Here is a 25,798-nt window from a genome sequence, read left to right on the forward strand (position 1 = left end):
CGGGCGCGCGGCCGGATCAGCCGCGCAGCAGCGCGAGCGCGGCTTCTTCTTCGCGGCCCAGAGCATTGAAGACACCGCGCACGATGCCTTCCGCATCGAGGCCAGCCTCGTGCATCTGGCTGGCCGGGGAATCCTGCTCGATAAAACGGTCCGGCAAGGCGAGCGTGCGCACCTTGAGCCCACGGTCCAGCGCGCCGGCTTCGGCCAGCAGGGTCAGTACATGACTGCCAAAGCCGCCGACCGCTCCTTCCTCGACCACGACGAGCACTTCATGCTCACGCGCCAGACGCAGCACCAGATCGCGATCGACCGGCTTGGCGAAGCGCGCGTCGGCCACGGTTGTCGACAGGCCAAAGCCGGCGAGCTGGTCGGCGGCGCCGAGACAGGCGGCGAGCCGGGTGCCGAGCGACAGCAGGGCGATCTTCGAGCCCTCGCGGACGACCCGCCCGCGCCCGATCTCCAGTGGCGTGCCGCGGGCCGGGCGCTCCACGCCCACGCCTTCGCCTCGGGGATAGCGGAAGGCGATCGGCCCCTCGTCAAAGGCCGCAGCGGTGGCGACCATGTGGACGAGTTCCGCCTCATCCGCAGCCGCCATCACCACCATGCCGGGCAGGGTGGCCAGCATCGGCACATCGAAGGCGCCGACATGGGTGGCACCGTCCGCCCCGACGAGGCCGGCACGGTCGATGGCGAAGCGCACCGGCAGGCGCTGGATCGCCACATCATGGACGATCTGGTCGTAGGCGCGCTGCAAGAAGGTGGAATAGATCGCGCAGAACGGCTTGTAGCCCTCCGTCGCCAGCCCGGCGGCGAAGGTCACGGCATGCTGTTCGGCGATACCCACATCGAACGTGCGGGTGGGAAAGGCCTCCCCGAACAGGTCGAGCCCCGTGCCGGCCGGCATGGCGGCGTTGATGGCGACGATCTTGTCGTCGCGGCGGGCTTCCTCGATCAGGCTGTCGGCGAAAACGCGGGTATAGCTCGGCGCGTTGGACGCCGCTTTCTTCTGCGCCCCGGTGGCGACATCGAAGCGCTGGACGCCGTGATATTTGTCGGCGGAGGCTTCGGCCGGCGGATAACCCTTGCCCTTCTGGGTCACGACATGCACCAGCACCGGACCGGTCTCGGCGTCGCGCACGTTACGCAGAATGGGGAGGAGATGGCTCAGATTATGCCCATCGATCGGCCCGACATAGTAGAAGCCCAGTTCTTCGAACAGCGTACCGCCGGTCCAGAAGCCGCGCGCGAACTCCTCCGCCCGCGCCGCCTGACGGCCGAAGAATTTCGGCAGACTGCCGGCGAGCTGTTTCGCGGTCTCCCGCAGCGAGCGGTAAGTGCGGCCGGAGAGAAGCCGCGCCAGATAGGCCGACATCGCGCCAACAGGCGGGGCGATCGACATGTCGTTGTCGTTGAGAATGACGATGAGGCGCGAATCCATCGCCCCGGCATTGTTCATGGCCTCATAGGCCATCCCGGCCGACATCGCGCCGTCGCCGATCACGCAGACCACGTTGCGGGCGTCACCCGCGAGGTCGCGTGCCACCGCCATGCCGAGCCCGGCGGAAATCGAGGTGGAGGAATGGCCGGCACCGAAGGGATCGTAGGCGCTTTCGGCCCGGTTGGTGAAGCCCGAGAGCCCCCCGCCCTGGCGCAGCGTGCGCATACGGTCGCGTCGTCCGGTGAGAATCTTGTGCGGGTAGCACTGGTGCCCGACATCCCAGATCAGCCGGTCATTGGGCGTGTCGAAGACGTGGTGCAGCGCCACGGTCAGCTCGACTACGCCAAGCCCGGCGCCGAGGTGACCGCCGGTCACGGAAACCGCGTCGATCATCTCCTCACGCAGCTCCGCCGCGATCTGCGGCAACTGCTCCTCCGGCAGGCGGCGCAAATCGGCCGGCTCGCGGATCGTGTCGAGTAGCGGCGTGGAGGGACGGGTCAAGAACGGCTCCGAAAACACATCCGCCGAGGCGCGCACAGGGGCGCGCGCCGCCGAGCGAAGTTCAACGGCATACACAAGGACAGCGAGGGGCGCAACGCACGCCCGCGCGACCGCAAAGGCCGGCCAGCCACGTAACCGCATGTGGAGACAGGACGGACACGCCCAGACGACATTGGCCTCAGGCCCGGCTTACTCTAGAAAAGCGGCATGGAAGCACGAGTCACTGCGGCGGACAGGAATGACGGACCGGAGGCCGCCACTGCAGGCGCCGTGCCCGGCGCAGCCCCACAGGCCGGCCGAACCTTCCGCCGGCTGATGCTGTTCTTCCCCGGTCATGACCCGACCGAAATGGACTATCACCACGGCCGCTTCGCCAATCAGGCCCAGCGCTTCGGCGCCCTGTGGTCGGTCCAGGTGAAAGTATCGCCCCGTCTCGACGATGGCGCGCAGCCCTATGCCCGCTGGGAGATCGACGCTAACGGCCCCAACTGGTCGACCCGTACCGACTACCGAATCCTGCGCTGGGAGGACATCATCCAGACGCTCGATGCCCGGTCAGACCCGGTGCGGCTGTGGCGCGGCTTCGGCGGACTCTGGGATTTTCTGCGCGGCGGCGCGGCGCGCGGCTATTTCCGCGCCAGCCCCCGCTACGGCGCCTTCTTCTTCTTTCCCTATCTCATCGCCGCGCTGTTCCTCACCGCCGGGCTCGCAGTAGGCGGGTTCGTGCTGTGGGGGGCCGGCCTCGTCCTGCCGACCCCGCTCGCCTGGGGCGCGGCGCTCGCCGCCGGCATCGCCACCTTCTTCGGCCTCTTCCGCCGGCCGGGGCGCGACTGGCGCCTGCATCAGGCGCTCGACGACTGGGACCTTGCCCGCGACTATCTTCACGATGCCACCCCTGCGGTCGATGCACGGCTCGACCGCTTCGCAAAGGTGCTGGTGGAGGCGGTGCGCGCTGGCGACCAGGACGAGATCATCCTCGTCGGCCACAGCCTCGGGGCGACGCTCATGCTCGGCGTCATCGACCGTGCGCTCGACCGCGAACCCGCCCTTGCGCAGGGACGCACGCGGGTGAACCTACTCACCTGCGGCGCCACCATTCCGAAGCTTGCCCTGCACGCCAAGGGCGGAAAGGTGCGCCGGCAGGCCGCCCGTGTGGCGCAGACCCCGGGCCTCACCTGGGTCGAATATCAGGCGCGGCATGACGCGATCAATTTCTACAAATTCCATCCGGTGACGCTGCGCCGCACCAGCTTCGATCAGCCGGAGGCCAGCCAGCCCCTGCTGCGCAACGCCAACATCAAGGAAATGCTCACCCATGCGAAGCTGAGGCGGCTGCGCTGGCACGCCATGCGGCTGCATTACCAGTTCCTGCTGGCGAATGAGCAGAAGGCGCCGTACGACTATTTTATGTTCGCCCTCGGCCCGCTTGCCTTCGCCGACCTGTCCTCGCGCCCGGAGGGCCCGGTCGGTCGCTTCGCGGCGGATGGCTCCCTGATCGCCTGAACCAACGGACGCTTCATGAACCTTCTCCTCGCCGCCAAGATCGTGTGGGCCGCCGGCTGCATCGGCTGGTACGTCATCCGCCTGCCCTTCGAACGCAAGGTGAAGCGCGAGCGCGTCGTCGACGCCCGTGACCGGCTGCGCGAGCTCATCCTGCTCTCCTGCTCCACCGCCGGCCTCGGCATCGTGCCGCTGCTGTGGGCAACGTCGCGGGTGTTCGATTTCGCCAACTATCCCTATTCCGTCCTTCAGTTCGCGCTCGGCACGTTGACCTTCGTGCTGGCCTTGTGGCTGTTCCGCCGCACCCATCGCGACCTCGGCAAGAACTGGTCGGTGACGCTGGAGATCAAGGATACGCACAAGCTGGTCACCGGCGGTGTCTACCGGCATGTGCGTCATCCCATGTATTCCGCCTTCTTCCTGTGGGCGCTCGCGCAGCTGATCCTGATCCCGAACTGGGTCGCCGGTCCGGCGGGATTCATCGGCTTCGGCATCCTTTACGCCTTCCGCATCGGCCGCGAAGAAAAGATGATGCTGGATACGTTCGGCGATGAATACCGCGCCTACAGCGCCCGCACGGCACGGCTGATCCCAGGCGTCTACTGAAGGAAGGACCTGCTCATGCTGGAGCTTCGGCCGGGCTGCGAGTGCTGCGACCGCGATCTCCCGCCGGACTCACGCGAGGCGATGATCTGCACCTTCGAGTGCACCTTCTGCACGGCCTGCGCGGGGGCGGTGCTGGGCGGCATCTGCCCGAACTGCGCGGGTGAGCTGGTGCGCCGGCCGGTGCGCCCGCCGGCGGCGCTGGCCCGCCACCCGGCCTCACCCGTGCGGGTGTTCAATCCGGGCTGCCAGAGCCGACAGGCGGGTTGATCCGCACGCCAGAAAGCCGCGTTCCCGCAAACCCCTGCCCGGCGATGTCTGTGCAGAACGGCGCCCATTCGCAGCCGGTGCAGGCGGCTCGCACCGCGCCTTCGGCATAGGCCGCGCGCATCTGCGCCAGCGTCTCGGCGGTCAGGACGATCCGTCGGCCCTGTTCCAGCACCAAGCCCAACCGTTGCGCGAGTGCGGCAGAGGCCTTCGCATCACGCTGCGCCACGCTCTCAGTGCGGCAATGCGAGCCCTGCTCCTTGAGCATCGGCGCGCAGATATCGTCCGGCCCCTCCACCAGCTCGACCGGCTCTCCCGCATTCAGGCGGGCAATGATACGCATGTAATTGGCGGTGAAAGCGGGCGTGTATCCCCTGCCGACAAAGGTCAGCATACAGAGCAGATGGTGGGCACGCAGGCGCACAGCCATAGCCGGTGCCTCGCGCTGAGAGTTCGACTTACTCCCCGTCCAGCGGCTGTGTGCCGGACGGGCGGCCATCGGCGCCGAGGGTGATCTTCTCGACCCGCGCCTCGGCGTCCTTGAGCAGCGCGTCGCAGCGGGCCTTGAGCGCCTCGCCGCGGGCATAGAGCGCGATCGACTCCTCCAGCGGGACATTGCCGCCCTCGAGCTTGGCGACGATGGTCTCCAGCTCGGCGAGCGCCTTTTCAAAGCTCAGGGCGTTCACGTCCGCCGCGTCGGTCATCGCGTTCTCCTTGAGATGAGTCGGCCCCTTATACAGGGCGCGCGCGCGGCACTCACCCCCTCGCGGTCAGCCGCGCATCAATGCCATGACATGAGCGGAGGCGGAGCGCGCCAACCCTTCGAGGTCATAGCCGCCCTCCAGCACCGAGACGATCTTGCCGCCGCAATGCTTGTCGGCAATGTCCATCAGCTTCTTGGTCACCCAGGTATAATCGTCTTCCAGCAGATTGATGTTGCCCAGCGGGTCGCGCGTATGCGCGTCGAAGCCGGCGGAGATGATGAGCAGTTCCGGGCCGAAGGCCTGCAGGCGCGGCAGGATGCGACTTTCAAAGGCCTCGCGGAAATGCACGCCATCGTCACCGGAGCGCAGCGGAGCGTTGACGATGTTGTCGGTCGTGCCGCGCTCGCCCACCGCGCCGGTGCCGGGAAAAAGCGGCATCTGGTGGGTGGAAGCGTACATCACGCTCGGATCGGAGAAGAAGATTTCCTGCGTGCCATTGCCGTGATGCACGTCGAAATCGACAATGGCGACGCGGCCGATGCCGTGCACTTTCTGCGCGTGGCGGGCAGCGATGGCAACATTGTTGAACAGGCAGAAGCCCATCGGGGTCCGCGTCTCGGCGTGATGACCAGGCGGCCGCATCGAGACGAAGGCATTGCTCACCTTTCCGGACAGCACCTCGTCGACGCCGAGCACGGCACCGCCGACACCGCGCCAGATCGCCTCGCCGGTGCCGGGCGACATCACCGTGTCGCCGTCGATCCGCACCATGCCCTCATCCGGCATCGCTTCGTCCAGCGCGGCGACATAATCTTCGGGATGCACGCGCACAATGTCCTCGCGCGCCGCCACCGGCGCCTGTTCGCGGGCCAGGGTGGCGAACTGCTCGCCCTCGAACACCCGGTTCAGCACGCGCACCCGATCCGGCCGCTCGGGATGACCGGACGGCGTGAGATGGTCGAGGCAGGCGTCGTGGGCGATCAGCAGCGTGGTCATGGCGTTCCTTTGGCGTCCTTGGTCGTTCCGGCCGTTCAATGTTCAGGCCCGGCGGCTGGTGGACGATATGCCACGGCGCCGTGTGGGGCCAGCCTTGCGCCTGCCGATTCCCCAGTGGCCCGGCACGCGGGGGCGAACCGGCCCCGCCGTTGACCGACCCGGCGGGACGTCCTATCGGAGCGCGCCTGAGCGGGAGATGCAAGCGGTGGCCGAGAAAAGCAGCGACGTCGTGGATGGACCGATGCGGGCGACACGCGTCATCCCGGCGGACACCGCCGGCATCGCCGAGGCCGCGCGCCTGCTTCGCAACGGCGGGCTGGTGGCATTGCCGACGGAGACCGTTTACGGCCTTGCCTGCGACGCGACCGATCCCCGCGCTGTTGCCAGCCTCTATGCTGCCAAAGGACGGCCTAGCTTCAACCCGCTGATCGCTCATGTGCCGGACCTCGCGGCGGCACGTCACGTCGGGCTCCTTACCCCGGCCGCGGAGACGCTCGCCCTCCATTTCTGGCCGGGCCCACTCACACTGGTCGTTCCAGCGCTAGAGGAAGCCACCTGCGCCCTCGCCCGCGCCGGCCTCGCCAGCGTCGCCCTTCGCGTGCCGGCCCACCCGGTCGCGCAGGCGGTGCTCGCGGCCGCCGGGCGCCCGATCGCCGCTCCCAGTGCCAACCGCTCCGGCCATGTCTCCCCCACCACGGCGGCACATGTTTATGCCGATCTGAACGGGCGCATCGATCTTATCCTCGACGCCGGCGCCTGCGCCGTCGGGGTGGAATCCACCATTCTCGACTGCACCGGGGAGAGACCCGTGATGCTGCGGCCCGGCGGCCTGCCGCGCGAGGCGATTGAGGCGGTGCTTGCCGACCCCGTCACCGATCGCGCCTCCGAGGCGGCGGCCAATGACGACGCTCCGCTCGCCCCTGGCATGCTGGCCTCGCATTATGCCCCTTCCGTGCCGGTGCGGCTGGGCGCACGGGAGGTACTGCCGGGCGAAGCGCTGCTCACTTTCGCCGGCGCCCGCCCCTCGGGTAGCGAAAGAGCGGCCGTGATGCGCGACCTCAGCCCGGCTGGTGACCTCGTGGAGGCGGCGGCCAACCTCTTCGCCTTCCTGCGCGATCTCGACCGTGTGGGCGCGCGCGGCATCGCCGTGGTGCCTCTGCCTGACCACGGACTCGGCGAAGCGATCGCCGACCGCCTGCGCCGCGCGGCCGCCCCCCGCCCCCGCTGACCGCACACGCCTGCGCTTGCCACACGTCATTAACGGTCGGGCAAGGTTAATGCGCGACAACTGTGTGGCCGGCCGCACCCGCCCTTGCCTGTGGCAAAGCAGGTACGCGACGGCTTCCGACGGGTCGAGTGGCGTTAAGGCGGCGGGCGGACATGCGATTCTCAGCGCGCGTTCACAGGATGGCGGTTACCGGTGCCTGGGCGCTGGCTCTGTTCGTCGGCGGCGCGACGGGTATTGGCCATCAGGACATATTGAGCCGACTAACTCATCAGCCCGGCGTTGCCGAACGCGCCCGTATTTCGGTCCTCGGCGAGCCTGTCCGGCTGCTGAAGGCCTCCACCTTCGTTTGGCCGAGCCGCTCGGCCTTGCTGGCCCCGACCGAGATCGCCTCTCCGCCGCAGGCGGCCTTGGCCGTCGACATTAATCGCGGCGGCAAGACCGACCGGCTGGCGCTCACGCCGATGGCGCCGCTCGATGTCGATCCGCTCGCGGTCTCCGGCGTGGCGACGCCCGCGAGTCTCGCCGGAGCGGGCACCACGACGCCCTCCGAAGGTGCCGGCTTCACCGCCACCGGTACCAGCATCGGCACCGAGCCAGCCGGATTTGCCGGCACCGGCACCGATCCGCTCGACGCGGAAGACGCCGGTGCGCTGGCGGCAGCCGATGACGAGGAATTCTACGCCGTACCGGCCGGCGATCCCACGGGCGATCCCACCCAGTTGGAACAGGACGCCGCGCTCCTCGGCGCCGCGGACGACGCAACAGTGTCGCTGCCCTCCGACGGTGCGGTCGCCGCTGCGCTCGACGGCCCTGCGCCCGCTTCACCTTCCGCCGATGAGGCCGATCCGGCGCTGCCGCTCTACCGCCAGAGGGCCTTCATCTTTGGCCTCACGGAAAATGCCCTGCCGCCGCAGCCTTTCCTGCACATGACCGCACTGCCCAGCGGCGACGCTGGCACCACCGAGGCGCAGAAGGCGGAGGACAACCTCGCGCGCAGCATGCTCGGACCAACGCCGGCCGAACGGCTCGGCCTCGCTGGCAAGCGCCGCGTGCGGGCGGAGAAATGTCTGGCCGAAGCGGTCTATTTTGAGAGTCGGGGCGAGCCCTATCGCGGCCAGGTGGCAGTGGCGCAGGTTGTGATGAACCGCGTCTTCTCCGGCTATTATCCCGCCGACATCTGCCGGGCCGTCTACCAAAACGCCCATCGTCGGTTCGCCTGCCAGTTCACCTTCGCCTGCGACAATGTTCGAGACGTGGTCACCGAGCCGGCGCTCTGGGACCAGGCGAAGGAAATCGCCAGCGACATGCTGGACGGACGGGTGTGGGATGAGAAGGTGGGCCGCGCTACCCATTACCATGCGCGCTCGGTGCGGCCGAACTGGATCCGCGAAATGCGCAAGCTTGATCGCATTGGCGAGCACACCTTCTACCGTCCCCGGCGGTGGACCAGCTGAGTCGCCACTTTGCGCGGAAGTTAGCCTGGGGAAAGCCCCGCCGCACATCTTGGCCGCTAAGGCGGCGTGACCTGACGAGTTGGGATCGGCACCGCCGTCCGCGCCAACCCTCAGTCGCGCCGCCTCCCGCAGGACAGGCGTCAAGGACGCCATCCCATGTGCCAAGAATGCCGGACCCGAACCACCCTCTCGCGCCGGGCGCTCCTGCGCGGCGCGACCTCTGTCGCTCTTTCCGCCAGTGCCCTGTCTTGGGCCGGCCAGGCTGCCGCCACGACCAACCCTTCGCCTGCACCATCGCCTGATCTGGTGATGAAGGATCTGGCGGCCGGCAATGCCCGGCATGTGCGCGGCGTGCAGACCTGCACGGACTTCCTCGCCAACCGCGCGGCACTGGCCAAGGGCCAGCACCCGGTCGCTATCGTGCTCGCCTGCGCCGATTCGCGCGTCGCCCCGGAATATGTGTTCGACCAGGCCCCGGGGCGGCTGTTTATCGTCCGCGTCGCCGGCAATTTCGTCGATGAGGAGGGCCTCGCCAGCATGGAGTATGCGGTCGAGCATCTCGGCGTGCCGGTCATCGTCGTGCTCGGCCACTCCAGCTGCGGGGCCCTCACCGCGGCGGTAGCCGTCGAGCAGAAGCACGAGCCCCTTCCCGGTCATAAGCCGGCGCTGGTCGAGCATCTGAGCGTGCCGGTCCGTATCGCCCTTGCCGGGAATCCCGCCGACCCCGTGGCCGCCGCCATACGGCAGAACGTCGTCTATTCAATGGAGCGGCTGGTGAAGGAGCGTTCGCTGGTTTCCAGCGCCGTGTCGGAAGGCAAGGTGCGAATAGCGGGCGGCGTTTACGATCTCGCCACGGCGAAGTTGGCTTTATGGGCAGCTGACATGCGAGGCGGGGCCGTCCCGGCGGCATCGCCCCCGGCCGCGCCGATCATTCACCACAGGTGGCGCATTGCGCGATAACAGCCTGACCGAGACGCCGCGCCAGCAGCGCCGCCTCTTCGCGGGTCTCTACGGCGTGCCAGCGTGCGTTGGGATCCGGCGCGCTAGCCTTTAGGCCGCGCCCATTATTGCACATGCAACAGTTGCGGCGATGGACACGGACATAGCTGTGTGTCCGGTTCTCATAGACCCAAAACTCGGCCATCCCTAAATCCAGCACCCACTCGCAATGGCAACATAGCACCACTTTTGCGACAAGAAAAAGCCCGGCGCGAAGCCGGGCTTTCACTATTCAACAGTGTCGAAGGCTCAGTTGAGCTTCGACTTCACCTCGGCCACCGCGGCATCGAGAACTCGGTCGGCGGCGCTACCGGTGAGCTGTGCGGCCAGCAGGACTTCCGAGGCCTTCACCGCCGCGTCGGCGGCAGCCGCCTTCACTTCGGCGAGAGCCTGCGCCTCGGCCTGAGCGATCTTCTGCTCGGCCATCTTGGTGCGGCGGAGGATCAGATCCTCAAGCTTCTGCTTGGCCTCCGAAGCGAGACGCTCGGCCTCTGCCTTGGCCGTAGTGACGATCGCCTCGGCCTCTTCCTCGGCCTCGCGCTGGCGGCGCTTATACTCGGCGACGAGCTTCTGCGCCTCTTCCTTCAACCGGCGCGCCTCTTCGAGCTCGTGGCGGATGCGATCCCCGCGAGAATCGAGCTTGGCGGCAATGCCGGAGAATGCCCCCGCCCGGGCGAGCAGGAGGAAGAAGATGACGAAGGCGACGGCGACCCAGAAAGTATCGCTACCCATGGTGCGCTCCTCAGCCCTTTATGGCGGTGTCGACCGCCTCCTCGACCGCGCTCGGCGCGGGCGTGGTGCCGATCAGCGTGTTGACGATGGCGCCGGCCGCGTCGACCGCGATGCCGCGGACATTGGCCATGGCCGAGGTCTTGGTGGCGGCGATCTGCACTTCGGCGGCAGCGAGCTTGACGTTCAGCTCCGCTTCCAGCGCCTTGCGGCGCGCTTCGGCATCCGCCGCCAGCGTGTCACGGGTCTCGGTGGCAATGCCGTGGGCCTTGTTGCGGGCGCTGGCCAGCGCCTTCTCATAGGCTTCGGCCGCCGCTTCGCTTTCCGCCTTCAGCTTGCCGGCTTCCTCGATATCGTCGGCGATGCGGTCATGCCGCTCTTCGAGAATCGTGGCGATGCGCGGCAGGGCGATGCGGCTCATCAGCAGGTAGAGCGCGGCGAACGCGATCACCAGCCAGAGGAGCTGCGAAGGAAAGGTATGAACGTCGAAGGGAGGGAAGTTGCTACCGTGTGCTTCTGCTGCGGGCACGGCAATCTCCACACCACTCGCGGCCGGCAGGGTGCCGGGCGACGCCTGGGCGACAATGATAGCGGCCGGACCGTTGGGCTCGGACATGGGTTCAGACTTCCTCGATCAGGGCTGATGACGTCTCATCCCACCTGCGCGGAGCCCACTGGGCCCACGCAGGTGGGGGGAGAAGCATCAGACCACGAAGAGGAGGACGAGGGCGACGACGAGCGAGAAGATGCCCAGACCTTCGGCGAGCGCCGCGCCGATGAAGGCGCGGGCGAACTGGCCGTCAGCCGCCGACGGGTTGCGCAGGGCGCCCGAGAGGAAATTGCCGAAAATGGTGCCGACGCCGATGGCGGCGAGACCCATGCCGAGCGTGGCGAGACCGGCGCCGAGGAACTTGGCGGCTTCCGCTTCCATGATCTTCTCCTGTTGGAATAGTCAGATTGGTTGAAAGGCTGGATGGGTGTCCCGCGACGCGCGGCTCAGTGACCGGGGTGCAGCGCGTCGTTGAGATAGATGCAGGTCAGCACCGCGAACACATAGGCCTGCAGGGCGGCGACCAGGAATTCGAGGGCCGTCAGCGCCACCACCATGAACAGCGGCAGCACGGCGCCAAACCAGCCGACCACGCCGGAGGCCGTCATCATCACGATGAAGCCGGCAAACACCTTCATCGCGATGTGGCCGGCGAGCATGTTGGCGAAGAGACGCAGCGAAAGGCTGATGGGCCGGGAGAGGAACGAAATGACCTCGATCACGACCATGAAGGGCAGCAGGAACGCCGGCACGCCCGACGGCACGAAGAGGTGGAGGAAATGGGTGCCGTGGCGCACGAAGCCGTAGATGATGACCGTCAGGATGACGAGCAGCGCCAGGGCGGCGGTGACGATCAGATGGCTGGTGACGGTGAAGGCATAGGGGATCATACCGACCATGTTGGCGGTCAGCACGAAGATGAAGAGCGAGAAGACGAGGGGGAAGAACTTCATCCCCTCATTGCCGGCCGAGCCGCGCACGGTGGAGGCGACGAACTCGTAGGAGAGCTCCGCCATCGACTGCAGCCGGCCGGGAACCAGGGTGCGGCCGCGGGTGGCGAAGGTGAGGAAGAAGAACACCAGCGCCACGATGCCGAACATGAAGGCGGCGGAATTGGTAAAGGCGAGCTCGACGCCGCCAGGCTGCCCCAATTCCACGATCTTGTGGATCTGGAACTGATGGATCGGATCGATCACGTTGCCGCTGGCCATCGCCGGTCGCTGCCCTCAACACGCGGCGCCATAGGCGCCCGCCCCCATCTCAAGCACCGCCGAAGCGGCACCGTCTTGTTCATTGGCGCCCAGCACAGGCCGGGACCGAAATGTTTCAGGCGCCACCTTGCGGTGGACCCTTGCGACCGAATTCTCCGGCCGCGCGCATCATGTTCACAATGCCCGCGCCGAAGCCGAGCAGAATGAACACGATCATTCCCCACGGCGCGACGCCGAGAAAACGATCAATCGCCCAGCCCAGACCGGCGCCGACCAGCACACCCGCGACGAATTCGGCACCGAGCCGAAACGCCAGCGCCATGCCGGCCGAAGAGGATGTCCTGTCCGCGCCGGCGGAAGCCTTCTTTTCGGCTTGCCGCTCGGCCTGCACCTTGTCCAGCGCACTGCCCAGCCCGCGCAACCGGCCGGAAAGCTCGGCGTCGGAAACATCCGGCCGCCCCGAGTCGCCATGGCCGTCCGTCTTGTCTCGGTCGTCCATCATCCGCACTCAAGCCTGACCGGAGAAGGATTTCCCGACCCCGAAGACGGGCGCACCATAGTGTTCGCCCCTAGGGGTGTCAAGGATGTGATCGCATCTTTTAAGTCATTGCAAAACAATGACAAAAGCAAATTGTGGACGCTCTGTCGCAGGCGTTTCGATCGCTTCCCGCACCAAGGGAAGGGGGCTGCCATGTTTTTGGCATGCCAGCTGCGCATCCGAAATTACCCGTACCGCAGCGCCGGATGCGACGTGATCAGCTCGCCTCGAGGAAGCGCTCTGCGGTCGCAAGGTCGACGGAGACGAGCTTGGAGACCCCGCGCTCGGCCATGGTGACGCCGAACAGCCGGTTCATCCGGCTCATGGTGATAGGGTTGTGGGTGATGGTGACGAAGCGCGTCTCGGTGAGACGGCGCATCTCGTCGAGCAAATTGCAGAAGCGCTCCACGTTGGAATCGTCGAGCGGCGCATCCACTTCGTCGAGCACGCAGATCGGCGCGGGATTGGTAAGGAACACCGCGAAGATCAGCGCCATCGCGGTCAGCGCCTGTTCGCCGCCGGACAGCAGCGAGAGCGATTGCGGCTTCTTGCCCGGCGGTTTGGCGATGATGTCGAGCCCCGCCTCCAGCGGATCGTCCGAATCGGTCAGCACCAATTGCGCCTCGCCGCCGCCGAAAAGCGTGGTGAAGAGCTGGCGGAAATGGCCGTCGACGACATTGAAACTGGCCTGCAGCCGCTCGCGCGCCTCGCGGTTGAGACTGTAAATGCCCTGGCGCAGCCGCTTGATCGCTTCGGTGAGATCGTCACGCTCGCCAGTGAGGCCCTTCTGCTGGGTCTCGATCTCGGCAAGCTCCTCTTCGGCGCGCAGATTCACCGCACCGAGCCGCTCGCGGTCCGCCTTCAGCCGGCCGAGTTCGGCTTCCAGCTCCGCCAGCACCGGCATCGGGCTGTCCGGCGTAAAGCCGGCGATCTCGCGGGCGGTCTCCGGCGGGCCGTCGAGCGCCTCCGCCATCTCGCGCGCAAGCACCTCGCGACGCTGGCGCGCGGCTTCTACCCGGGCCTCGGCGCGGGCGCTTTCCTCACGCGCAGCGGCAAGCGCGTCGAGCGTGGCGCGGGCGAGCTTGTCGCCCTCCACCTGCAGCGATTCGGCGCTCGCCAGCCGGTCGGCCGCCTCGCGGCGCGCCGCCTCCGCGCGAGCGATCTCGTCGAGGAGAGCGCGCCGGCGCGCGGCGAAGCGCACGGGCGCATCGTCCAGTTCTTCGCGCTCATGGGCCGCTTCTGCGAGGCGTGCCTCGAGCGCGGCGACGCGCGCGCCCGTGCCGCCGGCCCGCGCCTCCCAGGAGGCGCGCTCCTGGGCGATGAGCGCGAGGCGCCGCAGACGCTGGTCACGCTCGCGCACCAGCGCATCCGCGCGCACACGGGTCTCCGCCAGAACGGCACGATCCTGTGCGACGCGGGCGCGGATTTCCGCCAGTTGCGCTTCCCCCTCCGCCGGTGGCGGCTGGTCGGCCATGTCGGCGCGCGCCTCTTCGAGCGCGATCGCGGCGATTTCGCGCTCTTCCTGCAGACGCGCCAGATTGGCGCCGAGCGCGGCGAGGCGGGCGGATTGCTCGGCGGCGGCGCGTTCGGCACGGGCAAGCTCGTCCCGTGCCACCTCCATCGCCCGCAGGCTGGCGCGGCGGGCTTCGCGGGCGGCGTTCTCGCGAGCACCCGCGGCGCGCAGCGCGGCCTCCGCCGCTTCCAGCCCGCGGCGATGCCGTGTCACTTCAAGCCGGGCACCTTCGAGCTGCGCTTCGATGTCGGCGAGGCGATTGCGCTCCGCCAGCCGCCGGGCCGCGGCGGTGGGCGCGTCGGCGGCGGCGACAAAGCCATCCCAGCGCCACAGATCGCCCTCGCGGGAGACGAGGCGTTGGCCGGCCTTAAGCTGGGCGGCGAGGCCCGGGCCGTCGATGCGATCGACGACGCCGATCTGGCTGAGCCGGCGGGCCAAAACCTTGGGCGCGACCACATGGGCGGCAAGTGGCTCAGTGCCCTCGGGCAGCGGTGCGTCGCCGAGAGGGGCGACCAGCGTCCAGTGCACCGGCGCTTCGCTGTCGGAAGGCGCATCGAGATCGTCGCCGAGTGCGGCGCCGAGCGCAGCCTCGTAGCCACGCGCCACCTCGATGAAGTCGAGCACCGGCGACCAGCGGCGCGGCGTGCCGACATCGAGCAGCTTGGCGAGGGTGCGCGCTTCCGTGTCGAGCCGTTGGGCCGCCCGTTCCGCCTCGGTCAGCGGACGGCGGGCCTGGTCGAGCGCGGCGCGGGCCAATGCATGAGCGTTCTCGGCCTCCTGCGCCGCCGTCTCGGCGGCAGCGAAGGATTCCTGCGCCACTTCGGCACGCTCGCGACGCTCATCGAGACGAGCGGCATCCACATTCGATTCCAATTGGCTCTTCTGGCCCGCCAGCACCTCCACATCGCGGTCGAGCCGCGACAGGCGCTCACCCGCCTCGCGCAGCGCCCGTTCCATCGCCCCGCGTCGCGCGGTCGCTTCGGCATTGGCAGCGGTGGCATCGGCAAAGGCGCGCTCGGACTCGGCGAGGCGCCCCACAGCCTCGCCGTTGCGGGCCAGCGCCTCGTCCTCCAGCTGCGCCGCCTGCTCCTGAGCGGCGGCGAGTTCCTCCGCCTCCTGGGTGAGGCGCTCCAGCATCTCGCCCGCGTCCTGTTCTAGAGCCCGCTCGCGCTCCATGTCGCCGCCGAGTTGGGCGAGCCGGCGGTCAAGCTCCTCGCGGCGGGCCCCCGCGCGCGCTTCCTCGCGGTCCAGTTCGCCACGAGCGAGTGTCAGCCGCTGAAGCGCGGCGGCCGCGGCCGCATCGGCCTCGCGCAGAGCGGGAATGCCGTGCGCGGCGACGGCGGCGGCGCGGGCGGCCTCGCCCTGCTGCAAGGTCCGCGCGGCAACCTCGCGCACGGCGAGATCAAGCGCCCGGCTCGCTTCACCGAGCCCCGCCTCCGCCTCCAGCCAGCGCAGCCACAGCAGCGCGGCTTCGGCCTTGCGTATATCGGCGGAGAGCACCCGGTAGCGCGAGGCCTGACGCGACTGGCGGCGCAGGGCGTCGAGCTGGCCGGAAATCTGACCAATGACATCCTCGAGCCGCGTCAGGTTGGTTTCCGCCGCCCGCAGGCGCATTTCCGCCTCGTGCCGGCGCGCATGCAGGCCGGCGACACCGGCGGCTTCTTCCAGCAGGCGGCGCCGGGCGGTGGGCTTGGCGCCGACGATTTCGCCGATCTGTCCCTGCCGCACCATGGAAGGCGAGCGCGAGCCGGACGAGGCGTCGGCGAACAGGATCTGCACGTCGCGGGCGCGCGCCTCGCGGCCGTTGATCCGGTAGGAGGAACCCGCCTCGCGTTCGATGCGGCGGGAAATTTCCAGCATGTCCGCGTCGTTGAACACGGCCGGGGCCGAGCGGTCGCCATTATCGACCACCAGCACCACCTCGGCCGTGTTGCGCGCCGGACGGGTGGTGGAACCGCCGAAGATGACGTCGTCCATCCCCTCCGCGCGCATCGCCTTATAGGAGCTCTCGCCCATCACCCAGCGCATGGCCTCGACAAGATTCGACTTGCCGCAGCCATTCGGGCCCACAATGCCGGTAAGGCCGGGCTCGATCAGCATTTCCGTCGGCTCGACAAAGGTCTTGAAGCCGGTAAGACGCAGGCGCGTGAATTTCATGGGTGTAGGGTGCCGCCCGACAGCTACAAGTTCAAGTGGCGGCACGCACCCGATCCACGACATGTTGCGGTTTGCGCGCCATTTCGAGCCTCGGAACGGGCGCGGCGCCGGCTGCGGTCAGGCCTCCTCCCAGCCGAACCAGCGACGCAGGCGCGCATTGACCATCAACGCCGCCAGCGCAAAGGCGCAGCCGAGGGTTATATCGGCCACGCGATCCCCCGCCGCGTGCATCGGCACATGCATCAACGTGCCCACTAGCTGCAGCAGCAGGATGATGAACGCCGCCATCGCCGCCATGCCGAGAGCGCCATGCACGCGCTGCCCCGGCCAGCGCACCAGGGCGGCAAGGGTGAGGCCAGCCATCAACCCGGCGGGCGAGGTGACCAGCGCGCCATAGGCAACAGCGGCTCCCGCGCCGAGCACCGTGCCCACCGCCAGATCAATCATCATGCGGCGGCTGAACTGGGTATCGTCGCGCAGTACGATCACCACCGCAAAGACCGCCCAGTGCGGGTGCGGCAGGCCGAGCAGCCGCCCCGTCATGAAGGCGAGCGCCACGGCCAGCGCGACGATGCCGGCGAAAAGCAGCCGCTCCTGCTGCGTGTCCCTGATATGGGCGAGAATCGCGGCCAGCGTCGGCGCGGTGGAGGGCCGCCACAGGCCGGTCAACATGTCCCATCCCACCGAGACCAGCCACGCATAGAGCGAGAACACGGCCACCACGCCGACATCGCCGGGCTGGAACGGCACGTCGAGCGCCGCAATCGCCGTGGCAAGGCAGAAGAAGCGCGCCGCGAAAGCCGCGCTCGGATGCACCGCCTCCACCAGCGCATAAAGCGCAGCGGTGACCACCAACGCGGTCGCCGTCAACCAGACATGGCCCGCGACGCCGCTACCGAGCGTGGCGCCGGCGAGTATCACGGCCCCGGCCACGGCGAACAGCACGGCGCGGTGGCGGGCCGAGCCGCCCGTATCCAGCGTGAAGCCGAGAATGCAGGTGAGAAGCGCGTAGCCGACCCAGTAATTCTGGTGCAGCGCCAGCCCCGCCGCCATCGGCGCCATGACCGTGGCGGTGAAGCGCAGCGAACGGCCAGGCAGGCCGTCGCCATGCCAGCGCAGCGGGGTCGCGCCGATGGGATGCGAGGCCGCCGCCGTGGATGCTCCGGCGCCCGGCTTCGATGAATGCACTTTTGGCGGCATCGCTTTACCCGGTCTTTACCCTGTCCGGCGGAGATTGTGGATACACGAGTTCCGTTGCGTCCTGTACGAGTAGGGTAGAGCGTTCATGAAGGTCGTTCGCAACGGGGAAGCCCAAAGGGCTCCCCGATCCGGCATTGCCCGTTCCGCTGGCCTGCCCTCCCAGTTGCCCCTCGACAGCATCATCCGCGGCGATTGCGTCGCCGCTTTGTCACGGCTTCCCGCCGCATCGGTCGATCTCGTCTTCGCCGACCCGCCGTATAATCTCCAGCTTCAGGGCGAGCTGAAGCGGCCCGACGACAGCCGGGTCGACGCGGTTGATGATGCCTGGGACAAGTTCGACAGTTTCGAGGCCTATGACGCGTTCACCCGCGCCTGGCTGCTCGCGGTACGCCGGGTGCTCAAGCCCACCGGCACACTGTGGGTGATCGGCTCCTATCACAACATCTTCCGCGTCGGGTCGCTGCTGCAGGACCTCGATTTCTGGATTCTCAACGACATCGTCTGGCGCAAGACAAACCCGATGCCGAATTTCCGTGGCCGGCGCTTCACCAACGCGCATGAGACGCTGATCTGGGCGGCGCGCGAGCCGGGCGCCAAGGGCTACACCTTCAATTACGAGGCGCTGAAGGCGGCCAATGAGGATGTGCAGATGCGCTCCGACTGGCTGTTCCCGATCTGCTCGGGCCATGAGCGGCTGAAGGATGAGACCGGCCACAAGGTTCATCCGACGCAGAAGCCGGAGGCGCTGCTCGCCCGCGTTATTCTCTCGGCATCCAAGCCCGGCGATGTGGTGCTCGATCCCTTCTTGGGCTCGGGCACGACGGCGGCGGTAGCCAAGCGGCTGGGGCGGCATTTCGTCGGCATCGAGCGCGATGCCACCTATGCCGACGCCGCGCAGGCGCGCATCGATGCGGTGGAGCCGCTCCCCGATCTCGCTCTGGTGCCGGCACCAACGGCGCGCGAGGCGCCGCGTATCGCTTTCAACGCGCTGGTGGAACGGGGCCTGCTCATGCCGGGCACGTTGCTCACCGATGCGAAGGCAAAGGTGCGCGCACTGGTACGCGCCGACGGTACACTTTCGTTGGAGACAGCACCGGGTCTGGGGCAGATCGGCTCCATCCACCGTGCGGGTGCGATCGCGCAGGGGATTGAGGCCTGCAATGGCTGGACCTACTGGCACATTGCCACCCGCGAAGGGCTGCGCCCCATCGATTCGCTGCGCGCGGTCGTCCGTTCGGAAATGGCGATGGCGGCGGAGTAAACCGGCCAACCTCCGATCGTGTGTGCACGTAAAAAGGCCGCCCATTCGGGCGGCCTTATCATCGGCAGCGGTGGCGGCTCAGAGGTTGCCGGCCTTCTTCACCGATTCCTTGATCTCGCCCTTGGCCTGCTGGGCCTCGCCCTTGAGCTCCTGCACCTTGCCTTCGGCCTGAAGACGCTCGGAACCGGTCACCTTGCCAACGCCCTGCTTGACGTTGCCGATAGCTTCGTTGCCCATGCCCTTGGCCTTGTCCATCGTGCTACCCATGGTCGTCATCTCCTGTTTTGATCCGCTCGTGCGGCTTGCAGGAACAACGATCCCGGAGCGCAAAGGTTCATTCACACCGACGTAATCTAGCGCGCGAGGTTGGGTGACGCATGGGCCAGAACCTTGCGCATGACCGACGGAAACGCCTCGGCATCGAAACCCTGCGGCGCGACCCAGCGATGGCCCGCTGGCGCAGGCTGGCCGGCCGGCAGCTCCGCCCGCCAGAGCTGCAGTTCCAGCGCGAAATGGCTGAACACATGGGTGACGGTGGCGTTGAGCACCGTCCAGGACGCCTTGACCGGAGCATGCGCGACGAGATGGGTGACGCCGCCCGGCTCCCAGGGCGTCGACGGCACCTCGCTCATTCCGCCGAGCAGACCCTTTGGCGGCCGCGAGCGCACCAGCACCGCGCCATCCGCCCGCACGGCGAGGAAGGCCACCCCCTGGCGGGTCGGCCGCGCCGCTTTCGTCGCCTTCAGGGGGTAACGCTCCGGCACGCCACCGGCGCGGGCCGCACAGGGTCCCTGCCATGGGCAAAGCGCGCAGGCCGGCTTGCGCGGCGTGCAGATTGTGGCGCCGAGATCCATCATCGCCTGGGCGAAATCGCCGTGGCGCACTTTCGGTGGAAGGGTAAGCGCCAGCGCGCGCAGCCGGGCACGCGCCTTGGGCAGCGACTCTTCCACCGCGAAGAGCCGGGACACCACCCGCTCCCAATTGCCGTCGACCGGCGCGGCGCGACGTTCGAAGGCGATGGCGGCAATCGCCGCCGCCGTGTAGGGGCCGATGCCCGGCAACTCCAGAAGCGCCGCCTCCTCCGACGGGAACTCCCCGCCATGGCGCTCCACCACGGCTTTGGCGCAGGCATGCAGATTGCGGGCGCGGGCATAGTAACCAAGACCCGCCCAAGCCGAGAGCACCTCCTCCAGCGGCGCCGCCGCCAGCGCGGCGACCGTGGGCCAGCGGCGCAGGAAGTTCTCGTAGTAGGGCGCGACCGTCACGACCGTCGTCTGCTGCAGCATGATCTCGGACAGAAACACCCGGTAAGGGTCCTGCCGCCTTCCCGGCGCCGCGCGCCAGGGAAGGCGCCGGCGATGCCGGTCATACCAGGCGAGCAGCGCGCCCGGATCGGGAGCGGCAGGGGCAGCGGCGGACGCGGCGGTGGGAGCGGCTGGATTGGCGGCGGCTTGCATGCGATCCTCAGGCACAACGCCCGCACCGTGGCCGCTTCGGCCGCGCCGGGCAAGACGTGAGTTGAGATGGCCCCGCGTTCCCACACCCGCCCGCTTGCCGACCTCATCGACGGCGCCATAGCCGAATGCTGCCGCCGGCGCGGCCTCGCCTCGGTGGAGATCGTCACCCGCTGGGCCGATATTGTCGGGGACGCGCTGGCGGCACGGGCGGTGCCGATCAAGCTCGCCTGGCCATCACGGCCGGACAGCGGCGAGCCCGGCGTGCTGCATGTGCGCGTGGAGGGCGGCTTCGCCATCGAATTGCAGCACGACGCGCCGATCGTTATCGACCGGGTCAACCGTTATTTCGGCTGGCGCTGCATCGGCCGGCTGGCGCTGAAGCAGGGCCCGGTGCCGCGTCCGCGCCCACGCTTCCGCTTCCATGAGCCGGACGCCGCCGAATGCGGTGCCGCCCGGCAGCGAATCGCCGCAACCGCCGGCTCCTTCGAGGACGACGCGCTTGCCACCGCCCTCGCCCGACTTGGCGCGCTGGTGACCCGGGAGAAACGGGGCAAGGGACGAGGCTTCACGCAGCGGTGAGGCGTGCGTTGGTAGCCCCCCGTTGCCATGACGCCGCCCGGGCTGTACGCGCTTGTGAGGGGCGCAAGGCGCGGACCTAGGCTTAGGCATTCCGGCCGGTAGACATGTCCGGCCGCTTCTGGAGACCGACAATGATCGACCGCCGTCGCTTCCTCGAAGGTGTTGGCACCCTCGCCCTCTCCCTTGCCGCCTTCGGTACGCTCGCCAGCAGCCTGATCGGGCGCGCCGAGGCGCAGACGGTCGACACGGCCAAGCTGATGGCGCCCGGGGCGCTGCCCGACCAGGTGCTGGGCAAGGCCGACGCGCCGGTGACCATCGTGGAGTATGCCTCGATGACCTGTGGTCATTGCGCGCATTTCCACGAGACGACCTATCCGGTGCTCAAGGAGAAATATATCGACACCGGCAAGGTGCGCTTCATCCTGCGCGAATTCCCGCTCGACATCGTCGCTAAGGCCGCGTTCATGCTGGCGCGCTGCGGCGGCGAGGGCAAATATTACCCGATGACCGACACGCTGTTCGAGACCCAGAAGAACTGGGCGTTCTCGAACAATCCGGCGCAGGCCCTGCTCGCCATCGCCAAGCAGAGCGGCATGACGGAAGAACAGTTCAACACCTGCCTCAACGACACCAAGCTGGCTGGCCAGATCGACGAAGTCGCCAAGCGCGGCGCCGAGCTCGGCATCGATTCGACCCCCACCTTCTTCATCAACGGCAAGAAGGTGTCGGGTGCGATGAGCCCGGAGCAGCTCGACAAGGAACTCGCCCCGCTGCTCGGCGGCAACTGAGCCTCACGGGAGGTAGCCTGCCCGGCCTCTCCCCGCTTGGCCCCCGTCGATGCGGATCTGACGCGCGCGCTGCCGGCTCAGTCCGGCAGAACGATGCGGCCGGCCGCATCGAAGGGAAAGCCGGGATTGTGGGCGATCTCCCAGGGGTGGCCGTCGGGATCGGCGACATAGCCGGAATAGCCACCCCAGAACGTCGGCTGCGCCGGACGCAGCGGCCGCCCGCCCGCCGCCACGGCGCGGATCAGCGTCGTGTCCACCTCCGAACGGCTCGCCCGGTTGCAGGCGAGGGCGATGCCGCCGAACGCCCCCGGGCGCCCGGCGATCACCCCAGCATCAGCGGCGAGTTCCACGCGGGGATAAAGCGACAGCACTACGCCGCCGGCGTCGAAAAAGGCCGCGCCGGTGGCCTCCTTCACCCGTCGCACAAGGCCCAGCGCCTCATAGAACGTGACCGCTCGCTTCAGATCCGCGACGCCCAGCGTCACCAGCGAGAGCTGCAGCGGCGGCATGACGCGCGCCGTGCCTTTCGGCTCGGATACCGGCGCGCCGTCGTCCGCCGCAGGCGCGCCCCTCACGTCCGGCCTCATCCCCATGTTCCCGCTCATGCACCTTCTCCGAACAGTGACAATTGCTCGCCCTTCTGCGGCGGGCGGGTGAAATGACGGGTCGAGAGGCGCGTCGAGCGACGGTTCAGACCCAGCCTCTCCACCGCGATCTCGAAGCGGCGGGCCAGCGTCCAGGCATAGGGGCCGGTGCCGGTCATGCGCTGGCCGAAGGTGGAATCATATTCCCGCCCGCCATGCAGTTCCTTCAGCAGCGACAGCACATGACGGTAGCGGCCGGGGAAATGGGTGAGCAGCCATTCGCGGAACAGGTCGCGGATTTCCAGCGGCACACGCAGCATGACATAGCCGGCTTCCGACGCACCGGCTGCCGCCGCCGCGTCGAGAATACGCTCCATCTCGGCATCCGTGACGGCGGGGATCACCGGCGCTACCAGCACGGCGGTCGGCACGCCGGCGTCGGAAAGCCGGCGCAGCGTGTCCAGACGCCGTGACGGCGTCGCCGCGCGCGGCTCCATCAGCCGCGCCAGCTTGGGGTCGAGCGTGGTGATGGACAGCGCAACCTTCGCCAGCCCCTTCTCCGCCATCGGCCCCAGAATATCGAGGTCGCGCACCACCAGCGCCGACTTGGTGACGATGCCGACGGGATGGCCGAAATCGCGCAGCACTTCGAGAATACGGCGGGTCAACCACCACTCGCGCTCGATCGGCTGGTAGCCGTCGGTGTTGATGCCGAGCGCGATGGTGCGCGGCTCATAGCCGGGCTTCGACAGTTCCTTGGCCAGAAGCTCCGGCGCATCGGGCTTGGCGAACAGCTTGGTCTCGAAGTCGAGCCCAGCCGACAGGCCCTGATAGGCATGGGTCGGCCGGGCGAAGCAATAGACACAGCCATGTTCGCAACCGCGATAAGGGTTGATCGAGCGATCGAAACCGACATCTGGCGAATCGTTGCGGTTGATGATGGTGCGCGGCTTCTCCACCGTCACGCTGGTGCGGAAGGCCGGCAGGTCGTCCAATTCCTGCCAGCCATCGTCGAAGCGCTCACGGCTGTGCGGCTCAAAGCGCCCGGCCGGATTGGAGAGCGCCCCCCGCCCACGCCGCCGCTCACCCTCCACCAGCCAGTCCGGCATTGGCGGGGGCGCCACGGCGTCCATGTCGGACAGGCCGGTGAGGTCGCGCGCCGCCTCCGCCTGCTCCTGGGCGCGAGCATCGCGACGCTGCTGCGCCAAGCGCCCCAGATGGCGCGGAGTGGCAGGCGGTGCAGTTAGGGCAGAAGGGCGATCGGGGACGGAGCGTTGCATGTCGGGGCCTCTCGCGGAGACTGTTCTTTACGTCAGCCTTGAGAACATATCAAGAACATTGACCGAATTGCGACAGCCGGACTGTACGGGCGTCGAACCGTGGGTTAGGCAGGAAAAGCTTTTCCCTCAGGCTCGGGACGCCTCCCCGGCCGTTCTCCAGACCCGGATCCTTCAAGGGTGGCCACGGCGTGATCTCGGTCGTCATTCCCACAAGTGCGGGCGCCAAACGGCTGATTCCCACCCTTTCCTCGCTGGTGCCGGGTGCTGCCGCGGGGCTGGTGCGGGAGGTGCTGCTGGTCGATTCTGGCAATGCGCCCGACGTGGCGGAAATCGCCGACGCCGCCGGCTGCGAATATCTCTCCGGCCCGGCCGACACCGGCGCAAGGCTGCGACAGGGCGCGGCGGCGGCACGGGCCTCCTGGCTGCTGTTTCTCGAACCGAGCGGCCTGCTGCAGGAAGGCTGGGCGCGCGAGGTGCGCAGCTTCACTGATCAGATCGAGCGCACCGGCGCCGCCGAGCGGCGGGCGGCGACCTTCCGGCTGGCGCTGGATGGGTTCGGTGTCTCGCCACGGGTGAGAGAGGCGGCGGCCATGCTGCGCCATGCGCTCACCGGGCGTCCGCGCCCGGAACAGGGCCTGTTGCTGCACCGCCGCCTCTACGAGACGCTGGGCGGGCACACGCCGGGACCCAATGCCAATCGCCGTCTGCTCTCCCGCGTGGGCCGCAAGCGGCTGGTGCTGCTGCGCTCACAGATCCTGCTGCCGGAAGAAGGCTGAAAGCTCAGCCCGTCGGACCGGCCGGCGCGCGCAGCTTGCCGCGCTTCAAATGTTCATCGAGACGCGGAAGAATCTCGACGAAATTGCAGGGCTTGTGTCGGATGTCGAGCTGGTGGACCAGAATCTCGTCCCAGCCATCGCGGCAGGCACCGGGGGAGCCCGGCAGGCAGAAGACATAGGTGGAATTGGCGACACCGGCGGTGGCGCGGCTCTGCAGGGTCGAAGTACCGATCTTGCCGAAGGAGACCATGTGGAACACGGTCGAGAAGCCTTCCATGCGCTTCTCGAACAGCGGTTCTACCGCTTCAGGCGTCACGTCGCGGCCGGTGAAGCCGGTGCCGCCGGTGGTGATGACGACATCGACGGCGGGATCGGAGATCCAGCCCGCCACCTTCGCCCGGATCGTCTCCACATCGTCCGGCACGATGGCGCGGTCGGCGAGGCGGTGGCCGGCCGTCTCCACCCGCTCGGCCAGGGTGTTGCCAGAGCGGTCCTCGGCCAGCGTGCGGGTGTCGGAAATGGTGAGCACCGCGATGGCAAGCGGCACGAACGGCGTCTGGTCGGTCATCGTCTCTCTCAGATCGAGCCCTTGAAGGTGTTGCACTGCGCCAGCGAGCCTTGGGCGAGGCCCTGCCGGAACCATTTCACCCGCTGGGCGGAGGTGCCATGGGTGAAGCTGTCGGGCACGACATAGCCCTGCGCCTGCTTCTGCAGCCGATCGTCGCCAATGGCGGCGGCGGCGTTCATCGCTTCTTCGATATCGCCGTCTTCCAGAATGCGCCACTGCGCATCGGCATGGTGCGCCCACACGCCAGCGAGACAATCGGCCATCAGTTCGACCCGGACGGACAGGGCATTGGCCTCCGACCGCGAGGCCTGGCGCTGGCGGGCCTGCACTTTTTCCAAGAGACCGATCTGGTTCTCAACGTGATGACCGACCTCATGGGCGATGACATAGGCGGCGGCGAAATCGCCCGGCGCGTTGAAGCGCCGCTTCAGATCCTTGAAGAAGGAGGTGTCGAGATAGACCTTCTGGTCGCGCGGGCAATAAAACGGGCCTACGGCGGCATCTGCGGCGCCGCAGGCCGAACGGGTGGCGCCGGTGAAAAGCACCATGCCGGGCTCGCGATAGGTCGCCCCCTCGCCCTTGAAGATCGGTTTCCACACATCCTCGGTCTGTGCGAGCACGACGGCGGCGAAATCGCCGAGCTTCTGGTCCTCGGCGCTCAGATTGCGCGGGGGCGCGCTCTGGCGCTGCGGGGAGGTCTGGCTGGACGGGCTGCCGTCGCCGAGCAGGATTTCAGCGCCGCCGATCAGCACGGCCGGGTTGATGCCGGTGGCCCAGGCGATGAGGCCGACAATGATCAGCCCGCCAATGCCAAGGCCTCCCCGGCCCATGCCGCCACCACCACCAAAACCTCCACCGCGCCGGTCCTCGACATTGCCGCTCCGGCGGAAATCCTCCCAACGCATCCTCACCTCCCG

Annotated in this window: 27 protein-coding genes; 10 read left to right on the forward strand and 17 right to left on the reverse strand. The window is 68.1% G+C overall.

Translation table 11 applies throughout. The features are described 5' to 3' along the window. Positions 1-16: 16 nt before the first annotated feature. The gene (gene dxs, locus ACO07Z_RS10165) at positions 17-1,939 is read right to left on the reverse strand and encodes a 1-deoxy-D-xylulose-5-phosphate synthase (protein WP_421698617.1); all 1,923 of its coding nucleotides are present in this window, start codon (positions 1,937-1,939) and stop codon (positions 17-19) included. Between the two features lie 207 nt (positions 1,940-2,146). Between dxs and ACO07Z_RS10170 the strand changes: the two genes are divergently transcribed. From ACO07Z_RS10170 to ACO07Z_RS10180, 3 genes are read left to right on the forward strand one after another with little or no spacing between them, the layout of a single operon-like run. Continuing rightward, on the forward strand, positions 2,147-3,442 hold the full coding sequence (locus ACO07Z_RS10170) for a hypothetical protein (RefSeq protein ID WP_421698618.1): 1,296 nt from the start codon (positions 2,147-2,149) through the stop codon (positions 3,440-3,442). Between the two features lie 15 nt (positions 3,443-3,457). Beyond that, positions 3,458-4,045 carry a protein-S-isoprenylcysteine O-methyltransferase gene (locus ACO07Z_RS10175; RefSeq protein WP_421698619.1) on the forward strand — a complete coding sequence of 196 codons (588 nt, stop codon included), beginning with the start codon at positions 3,458-3,460 and terminating at the stop codon, positions 4,043-4,045. Between the two features lie 15 nt (positions 4,046-4,060). Continuing rightward, positions 4,061-4,312 carry a DUF1272 domain-containing protein gene (locus tag ACO07Z_RS10180; protein WP_421698620.1) on the forward strand — a complete coding sequence of 84 codons (252 nt, stop codon included), beginning with the start codon at positions 4,061-4,063 and terminating at the stop codon, positions 4,310-4,312. Here ACO07Z_RS10180 and ACO07Z_RS10185 read toward each other — a convergent pair. The 3 genes from ACO07Z_RS10185 to ACO07Z_RS10195 all read right to left on the reverse strand — a co-directional run bounded on the left by ACO07Z_RS10185 (position 4,278) and on the right by ACO07Z_RS10195 (position 6,009). Next, complete coding sequence (locus tag ACO07Z_RS10185; protein ID WP_421698621.1) at positions 4,278-4,739, reverse strand: DUF1284 domain-containing protein; 462 nt, start codon at positions 4,737-4,739, stop codon at positions 4,278-4,280. The two genes, ACO07Z_RS10180 and ACO07Z_RS10185, sit on opposite strands and share 35 nt — an antisense overlap. A gap of 28 nt (positions 4,740-4,767) precedes the next feature. Beyond that, positions 4,768-5,013: an exodeoxyribonuclease VII small subunit gene (locus ACO07Z_RS10190; protein ID WP_244379273.1), complete on the reverse strand. Its 246-nt coding sequence runs from the start codon at positions 5,011-5,013 to the stop codon at positions 4,768-4,770. Between the two features lie 66 nt (positions 5,014-5,079). Next, a complete protein-coding gene (locus tag ACO07Z_RS10195; protein WP_421698622.1) occupies positions 5,080-6,009 on the reverse strand; it encodes a histone deacetylase family protein in 930 nt (309 codons plus the stop codon). Positions 6,010-6,250: 241 nt separating this feature from the next. Between ACO07Z_RS10195 and ACO07Z_RS10200 the strand changes: the two genes are divergently transcribed. The 3 genes from ACO07Z_RS10200 to ACO07Z_RS10210 all read left to right on the forward strand — a co-directional run bounded on the left by ACO07Z_RS10200 (position 6,251) and on the right by ACO07Z_RS10210 (position 9,651). Further along, complete coding sequence (locus ACO07Z_RS10200) at positions 6,251-7,237, forward strand: L-threonylcarbamoyladenylate synthase (RefSeq protein WP_421698623.1); 987 nt, start codon at positions 6,251-6,253, stop codon at positions 7,235-7,237. A gap of 179 nt (positions 7,238-7,416) precedes the next feature. Beyond that, positions 7,417-8,691 (forward strand): cell wall hydrolase, encoded by a 1,275-nt coding sequence (locus ACO07Z_RS10205; RefSeq protein WP_421698624.1) that lies wholly within the window; start codon positions 7,417-7,419, stop codon positions 8,689-8,691. Between the two features lie 309 nt (positions 8,692-9,000). Next, on the forward strand, positions 9,001-9,651 hold the full coding sequence (locus ACO07Z_RS10210) for a carbonic anhydrase (protein WP_421698625.1): 651 nt from the start codon (positions 9,001-9,003) through the stop codon (positions 9,649-9,651). A 288-nt stretch (positions 9,652-9,939) separates the two neighbouring features. Here ACO07Z_RS10210 and ACO07Z_RS10215 read toward each other — a convergent pair whose 3' ends face one another. The 7 genes from ACO07Z_RS10215 to ACO07Z_RS10245 form a co-directional block, all read right to left on the reverse strand. Further along, positions 9,940-10,422, reverse strand: coding sequence for an ATP F0F1 synthase subunit B (locus tag ACO07Z_RS10215; RefSeq protein ID WP_421698626.1), 483 nt, complete (start codon positions 10,420-10,422; stop codon positions 9,940-9,942). Positions 10,423-10,432: 10 nt separating this feature from the next. After that, positions 10,433-11,035 carry a F0F1 ATP synthase subunit B gene (locus ACO07Z_RS10220; RefSeq protein WP_244379279.1) on the reverse strand — a complete coding sequence of 201 codons (603 nt, stop codon included), beginning with the start codon at positions 11,033-11,035 and terminating at the stop codon, positions 10,433-10,435. A gap of 87 nt (positions 11,036-11,122) precedes the next feature. Next, positions 11,123-11,350: a F0F1 ATP synthase subunit C gene (locus ACO07Z_RS10225; RefSeq protein ID WP_131833791.1), complete on the reverse strand. Its 228-nt coding sequence runs from the start codon at positions 11,348-11,350 to the stop codon at positions 11,123-11,125. A 65-nt stretch (positions 11,351-11,415) separates the two neighbouring features. Then, on the reverse strand, positions 11,416-12,165 hold the full coding sequence (locus ACO07Z_RS10230) for a F0F1 ATP synthase subunit A (protein WP_244450779.1): 750 nt from the start codon (positions 12,163-12,165) through the stop codon (positions 11,416-11,418). 130 nt (positions 12,166-12,295) lie between these two features. Then, entirely contained in the window at positions 12,296-12,679 is a 384-nt protein-coding gene (locus tag ACO07Z_RS10235; protein ID WP_421698627.1) for an AtpZ/AtpI family protein, read from the reverse strand. Positions 12,680-12,935: 256 nt separating this feature from the next. Beyond that, a complete protein-coding gene (gene smc / locus ACO07Z_RS10240) occupies positions 12,936-16,388 on the reverse strand; it encodes a chromosome segregation protein SMC (RefSeq protein WP_421698628.1) in 3,453 nt (1,150 codons plus the stop codon). Positions 16,389-16,505: 117 nt separating this feature from the next. Next, a complete protein-coding gene (locus tag ACO07Z_RS10245) occupies positions 16,506-17,576 on the reverse strand; it encodes an FUSC family protein (RefSeq protein ID WP_421698629.1) in 1,071 nt (356 codons plus the stop codon). 97 nt (positions 17,577-17,673) lie between these two features. Here ACO07Z_RS10245 and ACO07Z_RS10250 point away from each other — a divergent pair, with 97 nt between their 5' ends. Next, on the forward strand, positions 17,674-18,849 hold the full coding sequence (locus ACO07Z_RS10250; protein WP_421698630.1) for a site-specific DNA-methyltransferase: 1,176 nt from the start codon (positions 17,674-17,676) through the stop codon (positions 18,847-18,849). 78 nt (positions 18,850-18,927) lie between these two features. On the opposite strand, the gene ACO07Z_RS10255 is transcribed toward ACO07Z_RS10250, so the two are convergent. Both ACO07Z_RS10255 and mutY read right to left on the reverse strand, forming a co-directional pair. Beyond that, positions 18,928-19,116 carry a CsbD family protein gene (locus ACO07Z_RS10255; protein ID WP_421698631.1) on the reverse strand — a complete coding sequence of 63 codons (189 nt, stop codon included), beginning with the start codon at positions 19,114-19,116 and terminating at the stop codon, positions 18,928-18,930. Between the two features lie 86 nt (positions 19,117-19,202). Then, positions 19,203-20,306 carry an A/G-specific adenine glycosylase gene (gene mutY / locus ACO07Z_RS10260; protein ID WP_421698632.1) on the reverse strand — a complete coding sequence of 368 codons (1,104 nt, stop codon included), beginning with the start codon at positions 20,304-20,306 and terminating at the stop codon, positions 19,203-19,205. A gap of 66 nt (positions 20,307-20,372) precedes the next feature. Here mutY and ACO07Z_RS10265 point away from each other — a divergent pair, with 66 nt between their 5' ends. Both ACO07Z_RS10265 and ACO07Z_RS10270 read left to right on the forward strand, forming a co-directional pair. After that, positions 20,373-20,885, forward strand: a complete 513-nt coding sequence (locus tag ACO07Z_RS10265) for a DUF721 domain-containing protein (RefSeq protein WP_421698633.1) — start codon at positions 20,373-20,375, stop codon at positions 20,883-20,885. Between the two features lie 131 nt (positions 20,886-21,016). Beyond that, a complete protein-coding gene (locus ACO07Z_RS10270; protein ID WP_421698634.1) occupies positions 21,017-21,673 on the forward strand; it encodes a DsbA family protein in 657 nt (218 codons plus the stop codon). Between the two features lie 77 nt (positions 21,674-21,750). Here ACO07Z_RS10270 and ACO07Z_RS10275 read toward each other — a convergent pair whose 3' ends face one another. Then, a complete protein-coding gene (locus tag ACO07Z_RS10275) occupies positions 21,751-22,182 on the reverse strand; it encodes a VOC family protein (protein ID WP_421700788.1) in 432 nt (143 codons plus the stop codon). Positions 22,183-22,274: 92 nt separating this feature from the next. Continuing rightward, a complete protein-coding gene (locus ACO07Z_RS10280) occupies positions 22,275-23,390 on the reverse strand; it encodes a PA0069 family radical SAM protein (protein WP_421700789.1) in 1,116 nt (371 codons plus the stop codon). Positions 23,391-23,725: 335 nt separating this feature from the next. Here ACO07Z_RS10280 and ACO07Z_RS10285 point away from each other — a divergent pair, with 335 nt between their 5' ends. Next, on the forward strand, positions 23,726-24,313 hold the full coding sequence (locus tag ACO07Z_RS10285; RefSeq protein ID WP_421698635.1) for a glycosyl transferase: 588 nt from the start codon (positions 23,726-23,728) through the stop codon (positions 24,311-24,313). A gap of 4 nt (positions 24,314-24,317) precedes the next feature. Here ACO07Z_RS10285 and moaB read toward each other — a convergent pair whose 3' ends face one another. Both moaB and ACO07Z_RS10295 read right to left on the reverse strand, forming a co-directional pair. Next, positions 24,318-24,881 (reverse strand): molybdenum cofactor biosynthesis protein B, encoded by a 564-nt coding sequence (gene moaB, locus ACO07Z_RS10290; protein WP_421698636.1) that lies wholly within the window; start codon positions 24,879-24,881, stop codon positions 24,318-24,320. 8 nt (positions 24,882-24,889) lie between these two features. Then, positions 24,890-25,786 carry a neutral zinc metallopeptidase gene (locus ACO07Z_RS10295; RefSeq protein WP_421698637.1) on the reverse strand — a complete coding sequence of 299 codons (897 nt, stop codon included), beginning with the start codon at positions 25,784-25,786 and terminating at the stop codon, positions 24,890-24,892. Positions 25,787-25,798 lie beyond the last annotated feature (12 nt).

Origin of the sequence: Ancylobacter sp., from assembly GCF_965229075.1 — a bacterium.
Taxonomy (GTDB): Bacteria; Pseudomonadota; Alphaproteobacteria; order Rhizobiales; family Xanthobacteraceae; genus Ancylobacter.

Coding starts and splice junctions, on each gene's coding strand:
- mutY (WP_421698632.1), bottom strand. CDS start 20,306: ATGCAAGCCGCCGCCAATCCAGCCGCTCCCACCGCCGCGTCCGCCGCT.
- ACO07Z_RS10265 (WP_421698633.1), top strand. CDS start 20,373: ATGGCCCCGCGTTCCCACACCCGCCCGCTTGCCGACCTCATCGACGGC.
- ACO07Z_RS10190 (WP_244379273.1), bottom strand. CDS start 5,013: ATGACCGACGCGGCGGACGTGAACGCCCTGAGCTTTGAAAAGGCGCTC.
- ACO07Z_RS10185 (WP_421698621.1), bottom strand. CDS start 4,739: ATGGCTGTGCGCCTGCGTGCCCACCATCTGCTCTGTATGCTGACCTTT.
- ACO07Z_RS10205 (WP_421698624.1), top strand. CDS start 7,417: ATGGCGGTTACCGGTGCCTGGGCGCTGGCTCTGTTCGTCGGCGGCGCG.
- moaB (WP_421698636.1), bottom strand. CDS start 24,881: ATGACCGACCAGACGCCGTTCGTGCCGCTTGCCATCGCGGTGCTCACC.
- ACO07Z_RS10275 (WP_421700788.1), bottom strand. CDS start 22,182: ATGCCGCCGCTGCAGCTCTCGCTGGTGACGCTGGGCGTCGCGGATCTG.
- ACO07Z_RS10280 (WP_421700789.1), bottom strand. CDS start 23,390: ATGGACGCCGTGGCGCCCCCGCCAATGCCGGACTGGCTGGTGGAGGGT.
- ACO07Z_RS10210 (WP_421698625.1), top strand. CDS start 9,001: ATGAAGGATCTGGCGGCCGGCAATGCCCGGCATGTGCGCGGCGTGCAG.
- ACO07Z_RS10195 (WP_421698622.1), bottom strand. CDS start 6,009: ATGACCACGCTGCTGATCGCCCACGACGCCTGCCTCGACCATCTCACG.
- ACO07Z_RS10215 (WP_421698626.1), bottom strand. CDS start 10,422: ATGGGTAGCGATACTTTCTGGGTCGCCGTCGCCTTCGTCATCTTCTTC.
- ACO07Z_RS10170 (WP_421698618.1), top strand. CDS start 2,147: ATGGAAGCACGAGTCACTGCGGCGGACAGGAATGACGGACCGGAGGCC.
- ACO07Z_RS10225 (WP_131833791.1), bottom strand. CDS start 11,350: ATGGAAGCGGAAGCCGCCAAGTTCCTCGGCGCCGGTCTCGCCACGCTC.
- ACO07Z_RS10200 (WP_421698623.1), top strand. CDS start 6,251: ATGCGGGCGACACGCGTCATCCCGGCGGACACCGCCGGCATCGCCGAG.
- ACO07Z_RS10255 (WP_421698631.1), bottom strand. CDS start 19,116: ATGGGTAGCACGATGGACAAGGCCAAGGGCATGGGCAACGAAGCTATC.
- ACO07Z_RS10220 (WP_244379279.1), bottom strand. CDS start 11,035: ATGTCCGAGCCCAACGGTCCGGCCGCTATCATTGTCGCCCAGGCGTCG.
- ACO07Z_RS10235 (WP_421698627.1), bottom strand. CDS start 12,679: ATGGACGACCGAGACAAGACGGACGGCCATGGCGACTCGGGGCGGCCG.
- ACO07Z_RS10270 (WP_421698634.1), top strand. CDS start 21,017: ATGATCGACCGCCGTCGCTTCCTCGAAGGTGTTGGCACCCTCGCCCTC.
- ACO07Z_RS10175 (WP_421698619.1), top strand. CDS start 3,458: ATGAACCTTCTCCTCGCCGCCAAGATCGTGTGGGCCGCCGGCTGCATC.
- smc (WP_421698628.1), bottom strand. CDS start 16,388: ATGAAATTCACGCGCCTGCGTCTTACCGGCTTCAAGACCTTTGTCGAG.
- ACO07Z_RS10250 (WP_421698630.1), top strand. CDS start 17,674: ATGAAGGTCGTTCGCAACGGGGAAGCCCAAAGGGCTCCCCGATCCGGC.
- ACO07Z_RS10295 (WP_421698637.1), bottom strand. CDS start 25,786: ATGCGTTGGGAGGATTTCCGCCGGAGCGGCAATGTCGAGGACCGGCGC.
- ACO07Z_RS10180 (WP_421698620.1), top strand. CDS start 4,061: ATGCTGGAGCTTCGGCCGGGCTGCGAGTGCTGCGACCGCGATCTCCCG.